Annotated in this window: 20 protein-coding genes; 9 read left to right on the top strand and 11 right to left on the bottom strand. The window is 63.2% G+C overall.

The window, feature by feature from the left end; all coding sequences use genetic code 11:
• Positions 1-104 precede the first annotated feature (104 nt).
• Positions 105-803, top strand: coding sequence for a CoA transferase subunit A (locus tag PSEMO_RS11835; RefSeq protein ID WP_075803306.1), 699 nt, complete (start codon positions 105-107; stop codon positions 801-803).
• A 32-nt stretch (positions 804-835) separates the two neighbouring features.
• Positions 836-1,492 (top strand): CoA transferase subunit B, encoded by a 657-nt coding sequence (locus PSEMO_RS11830; protein ID WP_075803256.1) that lies wholly within the window; start codon positions 836-838, stop codon positions 1,490-1,492.
• A gap of 194 nt (positions 1,493-1,686) precedes the next feature.
• On the opposite strand, the gene PSEMO_RS11825 is transcribed toward PSEMO_RS11830, so the two are convergent.
• Positions 1,687-2,613 carry a LysR family transcriptional regulator gene (locus PSEMO_RS11825; RefSeq protein ID WP_075803255.1) on the bottom strand — a complete coding sequence of 309 codons (927 nt, stop codon included), beginning with the start codon at positions 2,611-2,613 and terminating at the stop codon, positions 1,687-1,689.
• A gap of 138 nt (positions 2,614-2,751) precedes the next feature.
• On the opposite strand from PSEMO_RS11825, the gene PSEMO_RS11820 reads away from it, so the two are divergent.
• Entirely contained in the window at positions 2,752-3,981 is a 1,230-nt protein-coding gene (locus tag PSEMO_RS11820; RefSeq protein WP_075803254.1) for an acyl-CoA dehydrogenase, read from the top strand.
• Between the two features lie 124 nt (positions 3,982-4,105).
• Here the strand turns inward: PSEMO_RS11820 and PSEMO_RS11815 are convergent, their stop codons facing one another.
• The 3 genes from PSEMO_RS11815 to xthA form a co-directional block, all read right to left on the bottom strand.
• Positions 4,106-5,101 (bottom strand): TerC family protein, encoded by a 996-nt coding sequence (locus tag PSEMO_RS11815; RefSeq protein WP_075803253.1) that lies wholly within the window; start codon positions 5,099-5,101, stop codon positions 4,106-4,108.
• A 151-nt stretch (positions 5,102-5,252) separates the two neighbouring features.
• On the bottom strand, positions 5,253-6,542 hold the full coding sequence (locus PSEMO_RS11810) for a substrate-binding domain-containing protein (protein ID WP_075803252.1): 1,290 nt from the start codon (positions 6,540-6,542) through the stop codon (positions 5,253-5,255).
• Between the two features lie 186 nt (positions 6,543-6,728).
• Positions 6,729-7,541, bottom strand: coding sequence for an exodeoxyribonuclease III (xthA, locus tag PSEMO_RS11805; protein WP_075803251.1), 813 nt, complete (start codon positions 7,539-7,541; stop codon positions 6,729-6,731).
• Between the two features lie 205 nt (positions 7,542-7,746).
• Here xthA and PSEMO_RS11800 point away from each other — a divergent pair, with 205 nt between their 5' ends.
• Positions 7,747-8,349 carry a DUF6338 family protein gene (locus PSEMO_RS11800; RefSeq protein ID WP_075803250.1) on the top strand — a complete coding sequence of 201 codons (603 nt, stop codon included), beginning with the start codon at positions 7,747-7,749 and terminating at the stop codon, positions 8,347-8,349.
• A 149-nt stretch (positions 8,350-8,498) separates the two neighbouring features.
• Here the strand turns inward: PSEMO_RS11800 and PSEMO_RS11795 are convergent, their stop codons facing one another.
• Positions 8,499-9,203, bottom strand: a complete 705-nt coding sequence (locus tag PSEMO_RS11795) for an endonuclease NucS domain-containing protein (protein ID WP_075803249.1) — start codon at positions 9,201-9,203, stop codon at positions 8,499-8,501.
• 148 nt (positions 9,204-9,351) lie between these two features.
• Here PSEMO_RS11795 and PSEMO_RS33460 point away from each other — a divergent pair, with 148 nt between their 5' ends.
• Entirely contained in the window at positions 9,352-9,504 is a 153-nt protein-coding gene (locus tag PSEMO_RS33460) for a hypothetical protein (RefSeq protein ID WP_178391990.1), read from the top strand.
• 128 nt (positions 9,505-9,632) lie between these two features.
• Here the strand turns inward: PSEMO_RS33460 and PSEMO_RS11790 are convergent, their stop codons facing one another.
• Positions 9,633-9,851, bottom strand: a complete 219-nt coding sequence (locus tag PSEMO_RS11790; protein ID WP_075803305.1) for a hypothetical protein — start codon at positions 9,849-9,851, stop codon at positions 9,633-9,635.
• A 383-nt stretch (positions 9,852-10,234) separates the two neighbouring features.
• Here PSEMO_RS11790 and PSEMO_RS11785 point away from each other — a divergent pair, with 383 nt between their 5' ends.
• Genes PSEMO_RS11785 through PSEMO_RS11775 form a run of 3 tightly spaced genes read left to right on the top strand, consistent with a single transcriptional unit; the run spans position 10,235 to position 16,360 of the window.
• The gene (locus PSEMO_RS11785; protein ID WP_075803248.1) at positions 10,235-10,885 is read left to right on the top strand and encodes a GNAT family N-acetyltransferase; all 651 of its coding nucleotides are present in this window, start codon (positions 10,235-10,237) and stop codon (positions 10,883-10,885) included.
• A gap of 55 nt (positions 10,886-10,940) precedes the next feature.
• The gene (locus PSEMO_RS11780; RefSeq protein WP_075803247.1) at positions 10,941-12,683 is read left to right on the top strand and encodes an autotransporter assembly complex protein TamA; all 1,743 of its coding nucleotides are present in this window, start codon (positions 10,941-10,943) and stop codon (positions 12,681-12,683) included.
• Positions 12,680-16,360, top strand: coding sequence for a translocation/assembly module TamB domain-containing protein (locus tag PSEMO_RS11775; protein ID WP_075803246.1), 3,681 nt, complete (start codon positions 12,680-12,682; stop codon positions 16,358-16,360). The genes PSEMO_RS11780 and PSEMO_RS11775 overlap by 4 nt, the downstream gene beginning before the upstream one ends.
• A 1-nt stretch (position 16,361) precedes the next feature.
• On the opposite strand, the gene PSEMO_RS11770 is transcribed toward PSEMO_RS11775, so the two are convergent.
• The 4 genes from PSEMO_RS11770 to PSEMO_RS11755 all read right to left on the bottom strand — a co-directional run bounded on the left by PSEMO_RS11770 (position 16,362) and on the right by PSEMO_RS11755 (position 18,862).
• On the bottom strand, positions 16,362-16,934 hold the full coding sequence (locus PSEMO_RS11770) for a DUF2589 domain-containing protein (protein WP_075803245.1): 573 nt from the start codon (positions 16,932-16,934) through the stop codon (positions 16,362-16,364).
• 62 nt (positions 16,935-16,996) lie between these two features.
• Positions 16,997-17,647, bottom strand: coding sequence for a DUF2589 domain-containing protein (locus PSEMO_RS11765; RefSeq protein ID WP_075803244.1), 651 nt, complete (start codon positions 17,645-17,647; stop codon positions 16,997-16,999).
• A 76-nt stretch (positions 17,648-17,723) separates the two neighbouring features.
• Complete coding sequence (locus PSEMO_RS11760; RefSeq protein ID WP_075803243.1) at positions 17,724-18,104, bottom strand: Mor transcription activator family protein; 381 nt, start codon at positions 18,102-18,104, stop codon at positions 17,724-17,726.
• Positions 18,105-18,403: 299 nt separating this feature from the next.
• Entirely contained in the window at positions 18,404-18,862 is a 459-nt protein-coding gene (locus tag PSEMO_RS11755) for a hypothetical protein (RefSeq protein WP_075803242.1), read from the bottom strand.
• 163 nt (positions 18,863-19,025) lie between these two features.
• Here PSEMO_RS11755 and PSEMO_RS11750 point away from each other — a divergent pair, with 163 nt between their 5' ends.
• Positions 19,026-19,214 carry a hypothetical protein gene (locus PSEMO_RS11750; RefSeq protein WP_075803241.1) on the top strand — a complete coding sequence of 63 codons (189 nt, stop codon included), beginning with the start codon at positions 19,026-19,028 and terminating at the stop codon, positions 19,212-19,214.
• 41 nt (positions 19,215-19,255) lie between these two features.
• On the opposite strand, the gene PSEMO_RS11745 is transcribed toward PSEMO_RS11750, so the two are convergent.
• Positions 19,256-19,597 (bottom strand): fe2+ zn2+ uptake regulation protein, encoded by a 342-nt coding sequence (locus PSEMO_RS11745; protein WP_075803304.1) that lies wholly within the window; start codon positions 19,595-19,597, stop codon positions 19,256-19,258.
• Position 19,598 lies beyond the last annotated feature (1 nt).

Raw genomic sequence — 19,598 nt, 5'->3', positions numbered from 1 at the left:
CCAAATCAATCAATGAGAAAAACAAAATTAACAAATCAGTGCCCAAGGAGGAAGATCCGTTCAAGCCCAAAGCAAGCCCCAACAACGACAACAAGGCGGATCACATGGCCGGACTGGACAAGCGCGTAGCAACCTATGAACAGGCCCTCGAAGGCTTGACCGACGACATGACGGTACTGGCCGGCGGCTTCGGCCTGTGCGGCATCCCCGAGAACCTCATCGCCGAAATCAAGCGCCGCGGCGTCACCGGCCTGACCGTGGTCTCCAACAACTGCGGCGTCGACGGCTTCGGCCTCGGCGTGCTGCTGGAAGACCGCCAGATCCGCAAGATGATCGCCTCCTATGTTGGCGAAAACGCCGAATTCGAACGCCAGTTGCTCAGCGGCGAACTGGAAGTGGAACTGACCCCGCAAGGCACCCTCGCCGAGAAGATGCGCGCCGGCGGCGCCGGGATCCCGGCCTTCTACACCGCCACCGGCTACGGCACCCCGGTCGCCGAGGGCAAGGAAGTGCGCCAGTTCAACGGCCGCCACTACATCCTCGAAGAAGCCATCACCGGCGACTTCGCCATCGTCAAGGGCTGGAAAGCCGACCACTACGGCAACGTGGTGTACCGCAACACCGCCCAGAACTTCAACCCGCTGGCTGCCACCGCCGGCAGGATCACCGTGGTCGAGGTCGAGGAAATCGTCGAGCCAGGCGTCCTGCTGCCGACCGAGATCCATACCCCGGGCATCTATGTCGACCGGGTCATCGTCGGCACCTTCGAGAAGCGCATCGAAAAGCGCACCGTCAAAGCCTGACCCGTCCCCAGAACAACAAAGAGATCCTGACCATGGCACTTACCCGCGAACAAATGGCCCAGCGCGTCGCCCGCGAACTCAAGGACGGTTACTACGTCAACCTCGGCATCGGCATCCCGACCCTGGTGGCCAACTACGTTCCGGCGGATATGGACGTGATGCTGCAATCGGAAAACGGCCTGCTCGGCATGGGCGAATTCCCCACCGAAAGCCAGCTCGACGCCGACATGATCAACGCCGGCAAGCAGACCGTGACCGCCCGCCGTGGCGCGTCGATCTTCAACTCGGCCGAATCCTTCGCGATGATCCGCGGCGGGCATGTCGACCTCACCGTGCTCGGCGCTTTCGAAGTGGACGTGGAGGGCAACATCGCCTCCTGGATGATCCCCGGCAAGCTGGTCAAGGGCATGGGCGGGGCGATGGACCTGGTGGCCGGTGCCGAGAACATCATCGTCACCATGACCCACGCTTCCAAGGACGGCGAATCCAAGCTGCTGCCGCGCTGCAGCCTGCCGCTGACCGGCGCCGGCTGTATCCGCAAGGTGCTCACCGACCTGGCTTACCTGGAGATCGAGAACGGCGCGTTCATCCTCAAGGAGACGGCGCCGGGGGTGAGTGTCGAGGAAATCATCGAGAAGACCGCGGGCAAGCTGATCGTGGCTGACGATGTGAAGGAAATGACCTTCTGATCTTCTGTTCTCGAGGGCCCTATCGCTGGCAAGCCAGTCCCCCCTGGGCCTGGAGTCAAACGGTGGGCCCGCTTACTACGCTGACCCTGTGGAAGCTGGCTTGCCAGCGATAGGGCCCTCGAGAACACCTTGAGCAACAAGCCGGTCCGGGGCAGGGAACCACGCACTCCCTGCCGCAGACCGGCTCCCGCCTGCTACTGCTTCGCCTCCCGCTCATCCTGCGCCACCACCGCCTGGCACAACTCGATCATCTGCTCGCGCATCCAGCGGTTGGCCGGGTCCTGGTCGGTGCTTTCATGCCAGTACAGATGGGTTTCCAGCGGCGGCACATCGTTCACCGGCAAACGCACGTAGTTCAGTTGGTGGCGCCGGGCAAAGCGCTCCGGCACGGTCATCACCATATCGGTCTGCTGCAGCACCTGGGACGCCATCAGGTAATGCTGCGAGCGCAGGGCAATGCGCCGCTGCAGCCCCATCTTGCCCAGCGCCAGGTCCACATAACCCAGGCCATTACGGCGGCTGGAGATATGGATATGGGTCATGCCCATGTACTCGTCGAGGCTGATCTTGTCTTTCGCCATCGGATGCCCCTGGCGCAGGGCGCAGACGTACTGGTCCTGCATCAGCTTGACGTGGCGTACCTGCGGGTCGGTGTTGAGCGGCGCATCCACGGCGAAGTCCAGGCGCCCGGCGGCCAGTTCCTTGGTGGTTTCGCGGCGTTTGCACAGGAAACTCTCGATCACCACCGCCGGGGCCAGGCGGCGCAGGCGCTGGAACAGCGGCGGCAGGATCACCGCCTCGGTGAGGTCGGTCATGCTGATGCGGAAGGTCTTGTTGGCCTGCAGCGGGTTGAAGATGCGGCTTTCCTGCACCGACACCCGCAGCAGCGACAGGGCGTTGCGCACCGGGCCGATGATGTTCTGCGCCATGGGCGTCGGCACCATACCCTGGGCGGTGCGCACGAACAGCGGATCGTTGAAGGTCTCGCGCAACCGCGCCAGGGCGTTGGACACCGCCGGCTGGGTGATGCCGACGATCTGCCCGGCACGGGTCAGGTTGGCTTCGGTGTAGATCGCATCGAAAACGATGAACAGATTCAGGTCGACCTTGTTCAGGTTCATGGGCACCGCTCTTGTTGGTGTTATCGGCCGATCATATATCGGTTATGAATGTTTATACACGCCGAAAATAGACTAGGTGGATTTTGATCGGTGATCTAGCATCCTTTCCAGATCCCTTTCACGAAGAAGGTACTGCTCATGGATTTCGCCTACACACCCAAGGTCCAGGCCCTGCGCGAACGCGTCACGGCGTTCATGGACACCTATGTCTATCCCGCCGAGGCGGTGTTCGAGCAACAGGTCGCCGAGGGTGATCGCTGGCAGCCGACGGCGATCATGGAAGAACTGAAGAACAAGGCGAAGGCCGAGGGCCTGTGGAACCTGTTCCTGCCCGAGTCGGAACTGGGCGCCGGCCTGACCAACCTGGAATACGCGCCGCTGGCCGAGATCATGGGCCGCTCGCTGCTCGGGCCGGAACCGTTCAACTGCTCGGCGCCGGACACCGGCAATATGGAAGTGCTGGTGCGTTACGGCAGCGAGGAGCAGAAGCGCCAATGGCTGGAACCGCTGTTGCGCGGTGACATCCGTTCCGCCTTCGCCATGACCGAGCCCGACGTAGCGTCGTCGGACGCCACCAACATGGCCGCCCGCGCCGAGCGCCAGGGAGATGAGTGGGTGATCAACGGGCGCAAATGGTGGACTTCCGGCGCCTGCGACCCGCGTTGCAAGGTGATGATCTTCATGGGCCTGAGCAACCCGGACAATCCGCGGCACCAGCAGCATTCGATGATCCTCGTGCCCACCGATGCCCCGGGTGTGAAGATCGTCCGGCCGCTGCCGGTGTTCGGCTATGACGATGCGCCGCACGGGCATGCCGAGGTGCTGTTCGAGAATGTGCGGGTGCCGTACGAAAACGTGCTGCTGGGCGAGGGCCGTGGTTTCGAGATCGCCCAGGGGCGCCTTGGCCCGGGGCGGATTCACCACTGCATGCGTTCGATCGGCATGGCCGAGCGCGCGCTGGAACTGATGTGCAAGCGTTCGGTGGAGCGCACGGCCTTCGGTCGTCCGCTGGCGCGGCTGGGCGGCAACATCGACAAGATCGCCGACTCGCGGATGGAGATCGACATGGCTCGCCTGCTGACCTTGAAGGCGGCGTTCATGATGGACACCGTGGGCAACAAGGTGGCCCGCAGCGAGATCGCGCAGATCAAGGTGGTGGCGCCGAACGTGGCGTTGAAGGTGATCGACCGGGCGATCCAGATCCATGGTGGCGCCGGGGTGTCCGGAGACTTCCCGCTGGCCTACATGTATGCGATGCAGCGCACCTTGCGCCTGGCCGATGGCCCGGATGAGGTGCACCGGGCGGCGATCGGCAAGTACGAGATCGGCAAGTATGTGCCGAAGGAGATGCTGCGCAGCAGCCACTGATCCATTTTGAAGGCCTGCACTGTCCCCTGTGGGAGCTGGCTTGCCAGCGATAGCTGTAGTGAATTCACCATAGCAATCGCTGCGGTTCGGCGGTCCGACAAGCCAGCTCCCACAGGTTCAGCGATCAGCCTTCTTTCTGGGGCGTTTTCTCATCCCGGGTCTTGAACAGCGACAGCACCACCCCACCCGCCAGCAACCCGAAGGTCACCCCCAGCGACACCAGCGCCGGGATCTTGCCGATGAAGCCGTGCAGGAAGATCTTCCCGCCAATGAAGATCAGCACCAGCGCCAGCGCGTACTTCAGGTACACGAACCGGTGCATCAACGCCGCCAGCGCGAAGTACAGCGCCCGCAATCCAAGAATCGCAAAGATGTTCGACGTATAGACGATGAACGGATCCTGGGTGATCGAGAAGATCGCCGGCACGCTGTCCACCGCGAACACCAGGTCGGCCAGTTCGATCAGCACCAGCGCCAGGAACAGCGGCGTTGCGTACAGGATCGCCTTCGACCCGCCCGGTGGCGTCAGGCGCACGAAGAAGTGCGCGTCATGCAGGCGGTCGGTGACCCGCACATGCTTCTTGATGAACCTGATCAGCGGGTTGTTGGCCAGGTCCGGGTGCGCGTCCTCGCGGCTGAACAGCATCTTCACCCCGGTGATCAGCAGGAAGGCGCCGAACACGTAGAGGATCCACTCGAATTCCTTCACCAGCGCGCTGCCCACGCCGATCATGATCGCCCGCAGCACCACCACCCCGAGGATCCCCCAGAACAGCACGCGGTGCTGGTAGCGCCGGGGGATGCCGAAGAAGCCGAAGATCATCGCCATGACGAAGACGTTGTCCATCGACAGCGACTGTTCCACCAGCAACCCGGTGTAGAACTCCAGCGCGCTCTGCGCCCCCAGCTCGTACCAGATCCAGCCGCCGAACATCAGGCCGACGCTGAAATACCCGGCGTAGAGCAGCAGGCTTTCGCGCATCTCGATTTCGCGCTGGTCACGGTGCAACACCCCGAGGTCGAAGACCAGCAGGGCGATGACGATAACGACGAATGCCAGCCAGAGCAGGCTGCTGGTGCCGAGGAATTCGGCATTGATGAAATCATGCAGAGCTGTCATGAGCCCCTCCCAATGTCGTGGAAGTGACTCCGACATGGCGGTCGAATGACCGTCAGAGGGGCCCGGCGTCACACCTTTCAGACTAGCCGGGGATTGGCACGGGTCAGGGCGAGAGCGTTACAAGGTCTTACAAGAGCTGGCGAAGTTTCCTTCAGTAGACCCAGGCTTCGACACGGCGATTGCGGATCCGGCCCTGGGTGTCGGTATTGGCCGCCACCGGCAGTTCGGCACCGAGGCCGATCACGTCGCGCAGGGTCACGCCTTCGCGCACCAGCTCGCGGCGTACCGCCATGGCCCGCAGGCGCGAAAGCAGGTCAGCGCGGCGGGCGTCGTCCTTGGCATCGCCGAAGCCCACCAGCACCACCTTGTCGTCGAGCTTGCGGTTCTGCCTGAGGTACTCGACCAGGCGCTGGATATCGCGCAGGGCCTTGTTATCGAGGGTCGCGCTGCCTTCCTGGAAGCGGAAGTTGACCGACAGGCGACGGGCTTCGCTGGACAGGTTGCGGTAGCTCGGCGGCATGTCCGCCTGCGGCGGTTCGCTGATGGTGCGCACGCGCTGGTCGATGAAACCGCTGCTGGCGACGATGGCCTGGCCCTTCGGGCTCTGGGTGAAGTCGAGCAGGGCGCGGGCGAGGGGATTGCTCTGGGAGGGCGGTAGATAGAAGTAAAGGCGGCGCGACAGCGGATAGTCCTCGCTGGCGATCTGTTCCGGGCTTGGCAGCATGGGCCGCGAAGCACCGTCGGCGATGGCCAGCACCCGTGCGCCGTGGACCGTGGACAGGCTGCTGAAGCCGATGGCATGGCGATCGTTGCGTACGGCCTGGGTGAGTTCTTCGCCGGACTCGAAACGCTGGGTGGTGTCGGCCAGGGTGCGGTGTTGCGGGTCGAGCACCAGGCTCTTGAAGGTTTCCCAGGTGCCGGAGCGGTCGTCGCGGGCGTACAGGCTGATGGGGCCGCCGCCGACGCCGAGTTCTTCCCAGGTGCTGATCTGTCCGGAAAAGATCTTCGCCAGTTGCTCGATGGTCAGTTGCGGCAGGGGGTTGTCCGGGTGGACCAGCACGGCGACGCCGTCGAGGCCGATGACCTGCTCGGCCTCGGCGCTGGTCAGGTTGCCGAGGGCCTGGAGTTCGGTTTGCTCGCTGTCCTTGATCGGGCGTGAAGCGGCAGCCAGGTCGGCGCTGCCGGCCTTGAGCGCGGCGAAACCGGTGCTGCTGCCGTGGGCGGCGATGTCCACCTGGATGGTGCCGCCGCTGATGCGCACCTCATTGGCCTGGGTGCCGGGCTCACTGCGGATATCGCTGATGCCCTTGCTCTCCAGCAGCCCGCGCACCAATGCCGGAGCCAGGGCTGCGCCGATGGTGTTGGAACCCTGGATGCGCAGGGTATCGGCAACCGCCAGGGGGGCGAGCAGGGCGAGGAGCAGGGCGCAGGCGCGGATCATTGCCGAAGGGCACTCTCGAATGGACGAAGGTGGCGGCAGATTAAGACGGAAAGATGAAATAAAGATGACGGCCACGACGCAGGCCCCTGTGGGAGCTGGCTTGCCAGCGATTTGGCCGGCACTGACAACAAGGGTGTCAGGTCGGGCCTCATCGCTGGCAAGCCAGCTCCCACAGGGTTTGTGTTGTCAGCTCAATTCAAGCCAGATCGGCGCATGGTCGGACGGCTTCTCCATCCCGCGCAGTTCATAGTCCACCCCGGCAGCCTTGACCCGCGGCAGCAGCGCATTGGACGCCATGATCAAATCGATCCGCAGCCCGCGCTTCGGCTCATCCTCGAAACCCCGGCTGCGATAGTCGAACCAGCTGAACTGATCGACCACTTCCGGGTGCAGGTGGCGGAAGCTGTCGGTCAGGCCCCAGCCTTTCAGCTTCGCCATCCACTCGCGCTCTTCCGGCAGGAAGCTGCACTTGCCGGTTTTCAGCCAGCGCTTGGCGTTGTCCGGGCCGATGCCGATATCGCTGTCTTCCGGGGAGATGTTCACATCGCCCATGACGATCAGCGGCTGGTCGTTCTTGAACTCGCTTTCCAGCAGGTTTTGCAGGTCGGCGTAGAAGCGTTGCTTGGCCGGGAACTTGGTGGGGTGGTCGCGGCTTTCGCCCTGGGGGAAGTAGCCGTTCATGATGGTTACCGGGTTGCCCTGGTCATCGGCGAAGGTGCCCCAGATAAAGCGGCGCTGGGCGTCCTCTTCATCGGTGGAGAAGCCCTTGACCAGGCTCAGCGGCGCCTGGCGCGAGAGCAGGGCGACGCCGTAATGGCCTTTCTGGCCGTGGTAATGCACGTGGTAACCGAGGGCCTGGACGTCAGCGAGGGGGAACTGATCGTCGGAGACCTTGGTTTCCTGCAGGCCGATCACATCCGGCTGGTGCTTGTCGATCAACGCCGCCAACTGATGGGGCCGGGCGCGCAGGCCGTTGATGTTGAACGAGACGATCTTCATGGAAGGACAATCCTGAGGAAAAGGCTGGATGCTAGCCGAGTCGGGCGGCAGGGGCCAGTCTTAGGGCTTGGCACCGCCCCCTCTGAGGCTGGCTACCATTTGGTCCGACGCAGGAACCGCTATTCACCCAGCGCCTTCCACCCACGCTAGATAGGCAATCAGGAAATGGCTATTCTGGATCCAATCTTGGAGCCAGGTTAGTTTTATGGGAGAAATCGCAGGAGAGGTGATGCCGATTTTGCAGGCTCTGCTGCCCGGGTTTGTGATGATGATTGTCTTCTACTGGCTGGCGGATGCGAAGAAGCCAACTCAGTTCGAACATGTCATCCAAGCGCTGATCTGTACTGGTCTAATCAAGCTATTGGTCGATGGTTTAGCTGCATTCGCGATATGGATCGGCGGATGGTTCACGATTGGGGTTTGGAGTGACAACGTTGCGACTGCCTGGTCGTTAGCGTTTGCTGTAGCATTTGGTCTCGCCCTTGCTTATCTTTCGCAACATGATGTTTTATACAAGTTTGCAAGGAGAGTGGGGCTCACCTCACGTGCATCGGTTGGTGAGTGGCGCTATGCATTTCTGCGTTTTCCCGATCGAGGAGTGGTCTTGAATTTCAAGGACGGTCGCCGGTTGATGGGATATCCCTTGGCATGGCCGGCGGAGCCAGCAGACGGACATTTTTTAATGGAGTTCCCTACTTGGATCACCGCAGGTGGTGCTTCACCTCAGGAAGGTGTGACCTATCTCATGGTCGCTAATAATGATGTGCAATGGGTGGAATTTCTTGAACCACAGGAGGTTGTGCAATGAATGATCAAAACACTAGACATCTCATTTTGGAACGTAAGCACGTTAACGACGGGATGAATGTAAACCCTGAGCGGACGAGAAACGTGCTACCACCGCAACCGCCAAAAGCACCTCCACCACCGCCCAGTCCTAAGAAGGATTGAAATTAATTAATCATCTATTGCAATCGTATTGAAAGCGAATTGTACCTTGTATTCGACGAGAGATAAGTCTGGGATGGCTTCTGCAGCGTAACGGACACTTTCGGGGAACTCACTGGCGATAAGTATGCCGCGAGGGCGTTGGCCATCGTGTCGGGTGTACCACCCTATATAGCGGGCGATTTGTCCTATAGCAGAATCCTTGGCTTCACCCACTTTGAGTTCGACGATGACGCGGCGCCCGGCGTTGTCCTCGGCAATAATATCAACCCGGCCCACGTCGATGTTCACCTGCCGGTCCACAAAGCTAAGGCCCTTCTCAATACTATTGAGGCTGCGAACCAGATGAGTTTCGACGTCTCGCTCTAATGTAATCGACGTCTCAACTAATGCTTCTATATCAGCTTCATCCGCAGACTCAAAGTCATCTGGCCCGTCACCAGTAGAGGGTGCCCATGTATTCACCCCGTGGTGGTCAGGATTGTATCGATGGAAGCGACCGTCCTCGGATTTGTAGAAGAAGCGATCGGCAAATTTGTGGTGAATGTATGCCTTGGGGTTGTTGACTGTGCAAGCATAGAAGTGAGCGGAGACTGCACCCGGCTTCCACTTCAGCGGAAATTCGCGCTCGATATAGTCCCTCATTTCCTGACGAGTGGCTCCGTCAGGCGCCTGTTCTATGTAGCTTCGTAGCGCTTGCGCCAGTGTTGTCATTCGTTGCTCTCCCAAATCCATGGTGGTTGTGCAAAGGCATAACGCTACTACGTCATGGTGCAAACCGACTACTGGCTTTTCATCCATGCTGGTTTTGCAGGCAGGAGCAATGCTAAATTCGGATCATAACTCACCCGGAGATCACGACATGGCAGTCATCACGTTTGTTTTTAAACTCAAAGCGAAAAACGGTAATGGTATGAATAACGTGTTGCAGAATGGAAGCGATCAGCGCGATGCCGAGCGCAAGATCCTAGAGAAGTACCCGGGGGCGACCATTTTGGAAGTTCGTCGACAGTGAGATCAAAGCCCAGCCCCGCGCTGGGCTTTGTACTTCCCAGATCGCTGACTGCCCCTTCGCCGCCTTCCGGAGGATAGTGTGTTGGACACAATATCGGCAGGGGCGAGGAGGCTATCAACAATCTGTTATCAACCGCCCGAATCCGGCTCCAGCAACGCCCCACACAACTCCCCAGCCTGACGAATGAGCGTGCGGACTGCCTGATGAATACCGGCATAGCAACGCATATTGAGCAGCGGTTGCCCGCCATTCTCCAGGTTCTCGCCAAAGACGACCAAGGCCTCGGCGAGCAATTCGAGTGTCCAGACATATTCCTGGATCGAAGCCAGGCGTTCGTTGTGGGTCATGGGTGCACCTGCCTTTTCTCCGTTTGGGAGAAGCAGGTCGAAGGGAGGTTCGGCGAAAAGCGCCGGCGGAGAACGGATACGAGGATCCTGAACAGACTTGCGGTGGTCATGCATGAGTTCCTTTCGTTTTGAAACCACCACCGTTCGCGGCCAAGCGAGTTGAGGTGGCAGCGGTACGCAGGTTGGCCGACCGGGACGAAAGGGGCCCGGCACACCCGAAGGTGTCCTGCGTACCACCGCCATGAGATGCGGAACCTATCCCCCACGCAGCACAACGCAAGCACCCCGTCCACGCTGTCTATACTCCTCCCATCAGGAAGGAACGTTGGCGCAGCCCACCCCTCAAAGAGCCATGCCCAACTGCCATCAGGAGATCCGCGACCATGCCCCAATCGACCCCCGCGCCGGCCGAAGTGCGTTTGCTCGACGGCGGCTACAGCCGTGAGGCGCGTTCTCTGCTTTACCATGCCTACCGCCACGAACCTACCTACGGCTACCTGTTCGAAGCCGAACGCCCCGGCTTCGACCAACGCGTGCGCGCCCTGGTCCGCGAGCGGGTGCGCCAGCATTTCCTTCAGGACCTGCCGGCCATCGGCCTGCTGGTGGACGACCGCCTGATCGGCGTGGCCCTGATCTCCCCGCCGGTGCGCCGCCTCGGCGTAACCGAAAGCTGGGCCTGGCGCCTGCGCATGATGCTGTCCGCCGGCGTCCGCTGCACTCGCCGCTACCTCGAGTACCGCGCCGCCTTCCTCGCCTGCCTGCCCGGCGACGCGGTGCATATCCTGCCGCTGCTGGGCATCCATCCGCAGTTCCAGGGCCAGCATTACGGGGAACAACTGCTGGCAGCCGTGCAGGACTGGTGCGCCGAGGACGAGGCATCCCGCGGCGTGGTCCTGGACACCGGCAACGAGCATTACCTGGAGTTCTATCGGCGCCAGGGCTACCTGGAAATCGGCGAAGTGGCGGTGGGGCCGATCCGCGAACATGTGTTCTTCCACCCCGCACCCCATGCGATCGAACGGGCACAGGCTTGATCCAGACGGCTTTCGACATGCAAGTCGCCATCCTGCTCTGGTAGCATCCCTGCCCATGACGTATTCAGGACGCTTTTCCCTGGGTTTGATCCTGTGCCTGGCCAGCAGTGTTGCCATGGCCGTACAGAGCGAACTGGTCGTTCGCGTCAAACCCGCCAATAACGATCTCAAGGCCAATGTCGAGGGCTATATCGGTAGCCTCGGCGAGCGCGACGAAGAGGCGCTGCTGCGCTTCAGCCGTGGCGCGGAGGAGCAGGCGCGCAAAGCCGCCCAGGCCTTGGGTTACTACCAGGCCCAGATCGGCAGCGAAGTGCTGCCGCCCCGCGACGAGGACAAGGGCCCGCGCCTGCGCCTGACCATCGAGCCCGGCGAGCCCATTCACCTGCGCAACGTCAAGGTGCGCATCGAGGGACCGGCCAGCCAGCTCAAGGCCTTCCGCATTCCCGACAGCAAGGCGCTGCGCAGCGGCGCGGTGCTTAACCACGGCAGCTATGAGGACGCCAAGCGCCTGATCCAGAACCAGGCCTCGCGCTACGGTTTCTTCAAGGGCCGCTTCACTCAAAATCGCCTGTCGGTGGACCCGGCCGCCGGAGTCGCCGATATCGACCTGGTCTACGACAGCGGTCCGCGCTACACCCTGGGCAAGGTGCAATTCGACGGTGACTCACCCTTCGACGAAGACCTGCTGCAACGCATGGTGCCGTTCAAGGAAGGCACGCCCTACGACTCCGAGCTGATCGCCGAACTGAACAACGCCCTGCAATCCAGCGGCTACTTCGAGGGCGTGCGGGTCGATGCCGCGCCCACGGCGGCGCAAGGCCAGAGCATCCCGGTGGACGTCAACGTGCAGGCGCGCAAGCCGCGGACCATGGGCCTGGGCCTGGGGTATTCGACCGACGTCGGGCCGCGGATCAAGGCCAACTGGACCCGCCATTGGGTCAACCCGCAGGGCCACAGCTACGGGATCGAAAGCGAAATCTCCGCACCCCGGCAGAACATCGGCCTGTGGTACGACGTGCCCCTCGATCCGCCACTGACCGACAAGCTGCGCTACGCCGGCGGCTATCAATATGAAGAGATCGCCGGCACCGACACCCTGAGTAAATTGCTCACCGTCGGCCCCGAGTGGCACAGCAAGCTGCCCAGTGGCTGGCAGCGGGTGCTGTCGCTGAAATGGCAGCGCGAGGAGTATCGCCTCGGTGACGATTCCGGGCTCAGTACCTTGCTGATGCCGGGCGTCAGCTACAGCTACCTGCGCAGCGACAACCGCATCGACCCGCACAACGGCTACCGCCTGCAGTTCGATGCGCGGGTGGCCAAGGAAGGGCTGATGTCCGACACCAACCTGTTCAACGGCACGGTGCTGGTCAAGGGCCTGACGACGATTGCCGACAAGCACCGCTTCCTCGGCCGCGCCCAGTTCGGCGGCAGTGCTACCAACGGCTACAAGTCGATTCCGCCGTCGTTGCGCTTCTTCGCCGGTGGCGACCAGAGCGTGCGCGGCTACGACTACCAGACCCTGTCGCCGACCAACAGCGATGGCGACCGCATCGGCGGGCGCTACATGGTCGCGGCCAGTGCCGAATACCAGTACCAGATCGCCGATAAATGGCGGGTGGCGACCTTCGTCGACCAGGGCAACTCCTTCAACAATCTCGAACTTCCCAGCCTCAAGACCGGCGTCGGCTTCGGCGTGCGCTGGATCTCCCCGGTGGGGCCGCTGCGTCTCGACCTGGCCAAGGCGCTGGATGACGACGGCGGGATTCGACTGCACTTCTCGATGGGACCAGAGCTGTGAAACGGGTAGCGAAATGGAGTGCGATCAGCCTGTTCGCAGTGTTGGTTCTGATAGCGCTGGCCTTGGGCCTGGTGCTGGGTACGCAAGCGGGCAGCCGCTGGGCCCTGGGCCTGGTGCCCGGCTTGCAGGTGGACGGTTTCCAGGGGCGTCTGGCCGGTTTGTGGCAGGCGGAAAAGCTGGTCTGGCAGTCCGGCGAGGACCGCGTCGAACTGACCGCGCCGCTGCTTGAATGGACTCCGGGCTGCCTGCTGCGCCGCACGCTGTGTATCGACAAGCTGCACGCCGCGCAAATCGAACTGGCCTTCGCGCCCACCGAAACCGATCCGGACAGCGGCCCGCTGAAACTCCCCGACCTCGATCTGCCCCTGGCCATCGAGCTGGGTGAAGTCCAGGTCGGCGTGTTGCGCCTGGACGGCGCCGAGCAGTTGAGTGGCCTGACCCTCACTGCCCACTGGACCCGCGAAGGCCTGAAGATCGACAGCCTGGACCTCAAGCGCGACGACCTGCACCTGACCCTGCAAGGCCTGCTGCAACCCAGCGGCGACTGGCCGTTGCAGGCCGAGGGCCAGTTGCAGTTGCCGCCGGTGGATGGCCAGCCCTGGCAACTGGCGCTGAAGGTCAAGGGCGACCTGCAGAAGAGCCTCGACCTGCAGGCCGACAGCAACGGCTACCTGCAAGGGCGCCTGGATGGCCAGCTCCAGCCGCTGGTGGAAAACCTGCCGGCGCAGGTTCATCTCAGCGCCAAGGACTTCAAGCCTGCCGCCAGCCTGCCGGACACCTTGCTGTTCCAGCAGCTCGAACTGACTGCCCATGGTGACCTCAAGGCGGGCTATCAGTTGGTCGGCGCCGGCAATCTTGCCGCGCAAGACGGCCCGATCAACCTGGCCTTGCGTGGCCGGGTCGATGCCAAGGGCGCCGAAGTGGCGGGGCTGGACCTCACCGCCACCCCCGAGCAGCGCCTGGCCCTGACCGCCACCGCCAACTGGGAAAATGCCCTGACCGCCACGGCCACCCTCGACTGGCAGGATTTCCCGTGGCTGCGCCTTTATCCACTGGACGAGGCGCCGCAGGTGGTGCTGCACCGGCTCAAGGCCCAGGTGCAATACCGCGATGGCAACTATGAAGGGGATTTCAGCGGCGACCTCGACGGCCCCGCTGGCGCCTTCAAGCTCAGCAGCCCGTTCAAGGGCGACCTGGGCCGCATCAGCCTGCCGCAACTGGCGCTGGAAGCCGGGCAGGGCAAGGCGGCCGGCAGTGTCAGCGTGGCCTTCGCCGATGGTGTGGCCTGGGACGCGGCGCTGGACCTGTCCAACCTCGACCCGGCGTACTGGCTCAAGGAGATGCCCGGCACCCTCGCCGGTCCATTGCGCAGCAAGGGCGAACTGAAGAACGAAAAGCTCTCGCTGAACGCCGACCTCGATCTCAAGGGCCGTCTGCGCGGCCAGCCCGCCGTCTTGCAACTGAAGGCCGAAGGCGCCGGCGAGCAATGGACCCTCGGCGCCTTGCAGGTGCGCCTGGGCGATAACCAGATCAATGGCAGCGGCAGCCTGCAACAGCGCCTCGCCGGGCAGATCGACCTGAACCTGCCGCGCCTCGGCCAGCTCTGGCCGCAACTGCAAGGGCAGGTCAAGGGTCGGCTGGATGTCTCCGGCACGCTCAAGGCGCCGCAAGGTCAGTTGAAACTGCAAGGCAGCCAATTGGCCCAGGCAGAAAACCGTCTGCAATCCCTCGATCTCGATGCCCGCCTCGATGGCGCCCAGAAAGCCCTGATCAACCTCAATGCCAGCGGCATCCGCGCCGGCGAAACCGCGTTGGGCACCCTGACCGCCAAGGGCCAGGGCGATATCCGCCAGCAACAGTTGCAACTGGCCCTCGACGGCCCGCAGCTCAAGCTCGACCTCGGCCTGGACGGGCAACTCGACCAGAAGAAAGGCGACTGGCGCGGGCGCCTGGCCAGCGGCGAGATCAAGGCTGGCGGCCAGGACTGGCGCTTGCAGGCGCCGGCCACCTTGCAGCGTCTGGCCAACGGGCAGATCGATTTCGGCGCCCATTGCTGGCGTTCCGGGCCGGCCAGCCTGTGCGGTGATCCGCAGCGCCTGGCCCCGGAGCCGCGGATTCGCTATCACCTCAAGCAGTTCCCGCTGGAAAGCCTGGCGCAATGGCTGCCGAAGGACTTCGCCTGGCAAGGGCAACTGAATGCCGATATCAATCTCGACCTGCCGGCCAGCGGCCCGAAAGGCACGGTGCAGGTGGATGCCAGCGGCGGCACCCTGCGCATTCGCGAGAAGGGCCAGTGGGTCGACTTCCCTTACCAGGCCCTGCGCCTGGACAGCACCCTCGGCCCGCGCCGGGTCGATACCCGGGTGAACTTCCGTGGTGGTCGCCTCGGCGAGCTGAGCCTGAATGCGCGCATCGATCCGCTGGCGCGCAACAAGCCGCTCAGCGGCGACTTCAACCTGAGCGGCCTGGACCTCGCGGTGGCGCGGCCCTTCGTGCCCATGGTCGAGCGCCTGGCCGGCCAGTTGAATGGCAGCGGACGGATTTCCGGCACGCTGCTGGCGCCGCTGGTCAATGGCAACCTGGTGTTGTCGGGTGGCGAAGTGGCGGGGGCCGAGCTGCCGATCAGCCTGCGCGACCTGACTGTACGGGCGCAGATCGCCGGTGAGCAGGTGCAGCTCAATGGTGACTGGAAAAGCGGCGAGCTGGGCCAGGGTCGCCTGAGTGGCGAGATTGGCTGGGGCCAGGCCTTGATGGTCAACCTGGCCCTGCAAGGCCAGCGCCTGCCGGTCAGCGTCGAACCCTATGCGGCCCTGGAAGTGGCGCCGGACCTGAAGATCAGCCTGCAAGGCGAGCGCCTGGCGGTCAGCGGCAAGGTGCTGGTACCCAAGGGCACGATCACCGTGCGCGAGCTGCCGCCGTCGACGGTCAAGGTCTCCGAGGACACGGTGATCGTTGGCCAGCAGACCGAGGAGGGCAAGGCGCCGATGCAGGTGGCGATGGACATCGACGTGCAGGTCGGCCAGGACAAGCTGGCCTTCAGCGGCTTCGGCCTGACCGCCAACCTGCTCGGCCATGTGCATATCGGCGACAATCTCGATACCCGCGGCGAACTGAGCCTGGCCGACGGCCGCTACCGCGCCTACGGCCAGCGCCTGACCATCCGCCGCGCCCGCCTGCTGTTCGCCGGGCCCATCGACCAGCCGTACCTGGATATCGAAGCGATCCGCAAGACCGACGATATCATCGCCGGCATCCGCCTTACCGGCAGCGCCGAGCAGCCCACCACCACGGTGTTCTCGGAGCCGGCGATGAGCCAGGAGCAGGCGCTGTCGTACCTGGTGCTGGGGCGTCCGCTGAGCACGACCGGGGAAGACAACAACATGCTGGCGCAGGCGGCGCTGGGCCTGGGGCTGGCGGGGAGTGCGGGGATCACCGGGAGCCTGGCGTCGAGCCTGGGCATCGAGGACTTCCAGCTGGATACCGAAGGCAGCGGGCAGAGTACCGCCGTGGTCGCCAGCGGCAACCTCACTGAAAAACTCAGCCTGCGCTATGGCGTGGGCGTGTTCGAGCCGGCCAACACCATTGCCCTGCGTTATCTGCTGAGCAAACGCTTGTACCTGGAAGCGGCCAGCGGCGTGGCCAGCTCCCTGGATCTGTTCTACAAGCGGGATTTCTGAATCAGCGCACGGTGGCGGCGTCGATGAATTCGTTGCCGGAAGGCGGGGTATCGTCAGGCGGGGCGGGGTGACGGGCAGGCGAGATCAGGTTGGTGTATTCCTCGATCAGCCGGTTCAGCGCCTCGGGTGGCTCGCAGGCCTGGAACTGCATGCGGATCTGCACCTCGTCCGGGTCGCGGTTCTCGCCCTGGCGGCGGTTCTGCTGGCCGACCTTGACGAAAAAGCGCTGGTGCGCCGAGTCGCTGCACTGGCCGGGGGCCGGACGGGTGTTCTGGATCTTCACCGACAGGTCCACCTGCATCCGCTCCAGCGCCAGGCCCCGCGGCGCGACCAGGGCAATCAGCGGGATCTTCAGGGTATGCCGGTCATCCATCGCCACCTCGACCATCTTCGCCTTCATCGGCGCACCGAGCTGCTGGCTGTCGTAATCGAAGAACTGGTCGAACAGCTTGATGTACTGCTGGGCGATCAGCCCGGTGGTGGCGGAAGCGGCTTCCTGCAGGCCGCGGGTGATGTCGCAGAGGTCGCTGGTGGCGATGGGTTCCTTGGGCGGCGTGTGGTCCACGGGCGGCATTCCTTATGCGGATCAAAGGTTGCCCCGCGCGAGGCGGGGCGGTGTTTGTGTTGCGCGATGGCTCAGTTGGCGCTGGGTGGCATCAACTGGGTCTTTGGATCGGGGACGGCGTTATCGGTTGGCGGGGCGTCCGGGTTGGTCGTTTCACTATTGGGCAAGGTGATCGGCTTGGTCGCCGCCTCGGTGAGGAAATCGATCACCCGCATCAGTGCCTCCGGTGGATCCTGGCGGCGAATGCGGGTGCTGATGGCATAGCGGGCGCGGGTGTCGGTCTTGCGGGTTTGCGCCGACTTGTGGCTGGCCTGGCCGCGGATGTCCACCTTGAACGGCCCCCAGCCCAGGGATGCACCGAACTCGACGGAGCCGCTGGTTTCCTTGGTGTCTTCGGCGCTCTGGCTGATGGTCAGCTCGAAGTCGATGGTGCCCTCCTCGATGACGATATTCGGGTGAGCGACCGCCGCCAGCAGCGGGATCTGCATCTTGCGCGACATGGTGCCCTTGTAGACACCCTGTTCGTCGGTGATGGCCTCGTCATAGTCGAACTGGATGGAGACCGCCTTGCCGTCCTTGATACAGACGCCCAGGAGGAAGTCCGCATAGCTTTTGCTGGCGGTGACCTGGGCCTGGATCATGGCCTGCAGGGGGCCGGAGATCATCCGGTCCAGGGGTAGTGCGTTGATTACCGAGCCAATGAGGCTGCTGTCGATGGACATTCAAGAATTCCTTCTCTTGATTGCGCGAAAGTGCGCGGGGGTTGCCGGACGCTGGAGGGCGCCCGGCAGTCGGGGTTCAGCGTGAGTGTGCTTCCTGGCGACGGATGTTGCCGATCTGCCGCAGGCTCAGGCCGTACTTGTTGGCCAGCACGCTGCGCGACAGGCCGTTGGAGCTTTCCTCCTGGATCTGCTGGTTGCGCAACTGGCGGTTGAAGTGGTCGCACTTGGGAATTTCCAGGGCCATGCCGGCATAGCGCTTGATCAGGGCTTCCAGGGCCTCGGCCGGGAGGATCTCGGCCAGTGAAGTGCGTTCGCGATGCTTGGGGATGTACTTGGGGCGCCCGCCGTAGATATGGGTCAGGCGGTAGGCGTGTTCGATGCCGATGCACTCGATGAGCATCTGCAGGGATTGGGGGAGTTGCTCGATGTCGATTCGCTTCAGGTCACATGATTGCATGATGACGTCCTTGTATTTCCGGCGTGAGCAAAAGGGTCTCTGTCTGGGCCAGGCGAGGCTTGAGCGTTGTGCAGGATGGGTAGCGGGCACTGGGCTGGCCAGGTGGCGTGGGATCGATTCTCGACCAGCCGTACAAGTGGTCGCTAGGTAGCAAGCAGGTCAGGAGCGGTAGCCAGGAAGTCAAAGCGCTGTAAGTATTGTGGTCGCCGAAAGTAGGCAGAAACGCTCTGATGCGCGCGGGGGCCTTGTTTTTCCGCACGCCCCTCCAGGTGAGGAGCGTGTGGTTGCTCAAGGTTGACTCAAGGGCAAGGCTGGCTGAGCAGCAGGCTCACCTGGCCCATCCACGGCCCCGCGTCGCCGCCGGTGCGCTCGGGCAGGGTGCGCCAGTCGACCGTCAGGCACAGGGCGCTGAGCGGGCTGCCGTCAAGGTTGCCCAGTACCAGCGGCTGGAAATCGCGGCGGTATTGCACGCGGGTACGTTTTTCCGCCGTGGCCGAGTGCGGGCTGGCCAGGGTGGCGCGGGTCAGTTCGTCGATGCGTTGCGCCGGGAGGGTGAAGTGGGCCGCCTTGCCCGGCGTCAGGTGCCCGGCTTCGCGGCTGCGTTGCCAGAGCAACTGCCACTGGCTGCTGCCGGCGTGTTGCGCCAGGGTCGTGGCCAGGGCGATCAACTCGGCTTGCGGACGGTTTTCGGTTTCCAGCGCCTGGGCGCCGAGGCTGGTGGACAGCACGAGGCTGCCGAGGAGGATGCGCGGGGACATGGCATTGAGGCTCGCTGGACAAGGGCGTGGGCCCGGAGCCGTGTATGGTTTCAGCTGCCGCCGGACGAAAAAACCGGGAAAAGATCCTCTGGCGCAAAGCTGCGATGTATCATGGCGCCCGGCCAGTTACCGGCCTTTACCATCGCTGTGCAAGGATTTTCCAATGACTCAAGGGCAACGCCTGAAATACTCGATCCTGATGACCCTGGTCTTGCTGGCCGCCATGTTCGGCCTGTCGTGGCTGCAGAAGGAGGGCGTGATCACCGAGCAGATGTTCCAGTACATCGCCATGGGCCTGGCGGTGATCTTCGTGGTCATCAACGGCATCATGCGCCGCAAGGTCAAGCCCTGACCTGAGGGAACAGGGCGGCCGGCGGATCGCCGGCCGGTCGCTCAACGTGACGGGGCCTGTTCCAGAACGGCGCGGGCCTGCGGGTTGAGGCTGTAGCATTTGTCGCTGCCCATGCTGATCACGCCTTCCACGCACAGGCGCTTGAGCACTTCGCGTACGCTGAGGAACGACAGCGGGATATCGAGCTTTTCCAGCTGGCCGTGGATGCCGCGCACGCCGATCGCGCGCCCCTCGCGATCGGCCATGTGCAAGGCGTCGATCACCTTGAGGCGGATCAGGCTGGTGCGCAGGCCAAAGACCCGCAGCAGTTCGCGGATCTGTTCGTTGCCGGCGCGCTCCTCGGTTTCCGGAGTCTCGTTCTTGACCTGCAGTGTGGTATTCATC

Source organism: Pseudomonas putida (genome assembly GCF_001941965.1).
Lineage (GTDB): Bacteria > Pseudomonadota > Gammaproteobacteria > Pseudomonadales > Pseudomonadaceae > Aquipseudomonas > Aquipseudomonas putida_L.
The sequence above is the reverse complement of the archived record's forward strand: the minus strand, read 5'-3'. Positions and strand labels throughout refer to the sequence as shown.

Bases quoted from the DNA above. Each gene is read 5' to 3' on its own strand.
- PSEMO_RS11820 (WP_075803254.1), top strand. From the start codon at position 2,752: ATGGATTTCGCCTACACACCCAAGGTCCAGGCCCTGCGCGAACGCGTC.
- PSEMO_RS11810 (WP_075803252.1), bottom strand. From the start codon at position 6,542: ATGATCCGCGCCTGCGCCCTGCTCCTCGCCCTGCTCGCCCCCCTGGCG.
- PSEMO_RS11785 (WP_075803248.1), top strand. From the start codon at position 10,235: ATGCCCCAATCGACCCCCGCGCCGGCCGAAGTGCGTTTGCTCGACGGC.
- PSEMO_RS11800 (WP_075803250.1), top strand. From the start codon at position 7,747: ATGGGAGAAATCGCAGGAGAGGTGATGCCGATTTTGCAGGCTCTGCTG.
- PSEMO_RS11790 (WP_075803305.1), bottom strand. From the start codon at position 9,851: ATGACCCACAACGAACGCCTGGCTTCGATCCAGGAATATGTCTGGACA.
- PSEMO_RS11825 (WP_075803255.1), bottom strand. From the start codon at position 2,613: ATGAACCTGAACAAGGTCGACCTGAATCTGTTCATCGTTTTCGATGCG.
- PSEMO_RS11770 (WP_075803245.1), bottom strand. From the start codon at position 16,934: ATGCCGCCCGTGGACCACACGCCGCCCAAGGAACCCATCGCCACCAGC.
- PSEMO_RS11745 (WP_075803304.1), bottom strand. From the start codon at position 19,597: ATGAATACCACACTGCAGGTCAAGAACGAGACTCCGGAAACCGAGGAG.
- PSEMO_RS11780 (WP_075803247.1), top strand. From the start codon at position 10,941: ATGACGTATTCAGGACGCTTTTCCCTGGGTTTGATCCTGTGCCTGGCC.
- PSEMO_RS33460 (WP_178391990.1), top strand. From the start codon at position 9,352: ATGGCAGTCATCACGTTTGTTTTTAAACTCAAAGCGAAAAACGGTAAT.
- PSEMO_RS11760 (WP_075803243.1), bottom strand. From the start codon at position 18,104: ATGCAATCATGTGACCTGAAGCGAATCGACATCGAGCAACTCCCCCAA.
- PSEMO_RS11795 (WP_075803249.1), bottom strand. From the start codon at position 9,203: ATGACAACACTGGCGCAAGCGCTACGAAGCTACATAGAACAGGCGCCT.
- PSEMO_RS11815 (WP_075803253.1), bottom strand. From the start codon at position 5,101: ATGACAGCTCTGCATGATTTCATCAATGCCGAATTCCTCGGCACCAGC.
- PSEMO_RS11765 (WP_075803244.1), bottom strand. From the start codon at position 17,647: ATGTCCATCGACAGCAGCCTCATTGGCTCGGTAATCAACGCACTACCC.
- PSEMO_RS11830 (WP_075803256.1), top strand. From the start codon at position 836: ATGGCACTTACCCGCGAACAAATGGCCCAGCGCGTCGCCCGCGAACTC.
- PSEMO_RS11750 (WP_075803241.1), top strand. From the start codon at position 19,026: ATGACTCAAGGGCAACGCCTGAAATACTCGATCCTGATGACCCTGGTC.
- PSEMO_RS11755 (WP_075803242.1), bottom strand. From the start codon at position 18,862: ATGTCCCCGCGCATCCTCCTCGGCAGCCTCGTGCTGTCCACCAGCCTC.
- xthA (WP_075803251.1), bottom strand. From the start codon at position 7,541: ATGAAGATCGTCTCGTTCAACATCAACGGCCTGCGCGCCCGGCCCCAT.
- PSEMO_RS11835 (WP_075803306.1), top strand. From the start codon at position 105: ATGGCCGGACTGGACAAGCGCGTAGCAACCTATGAACAGGCCCTCGAA.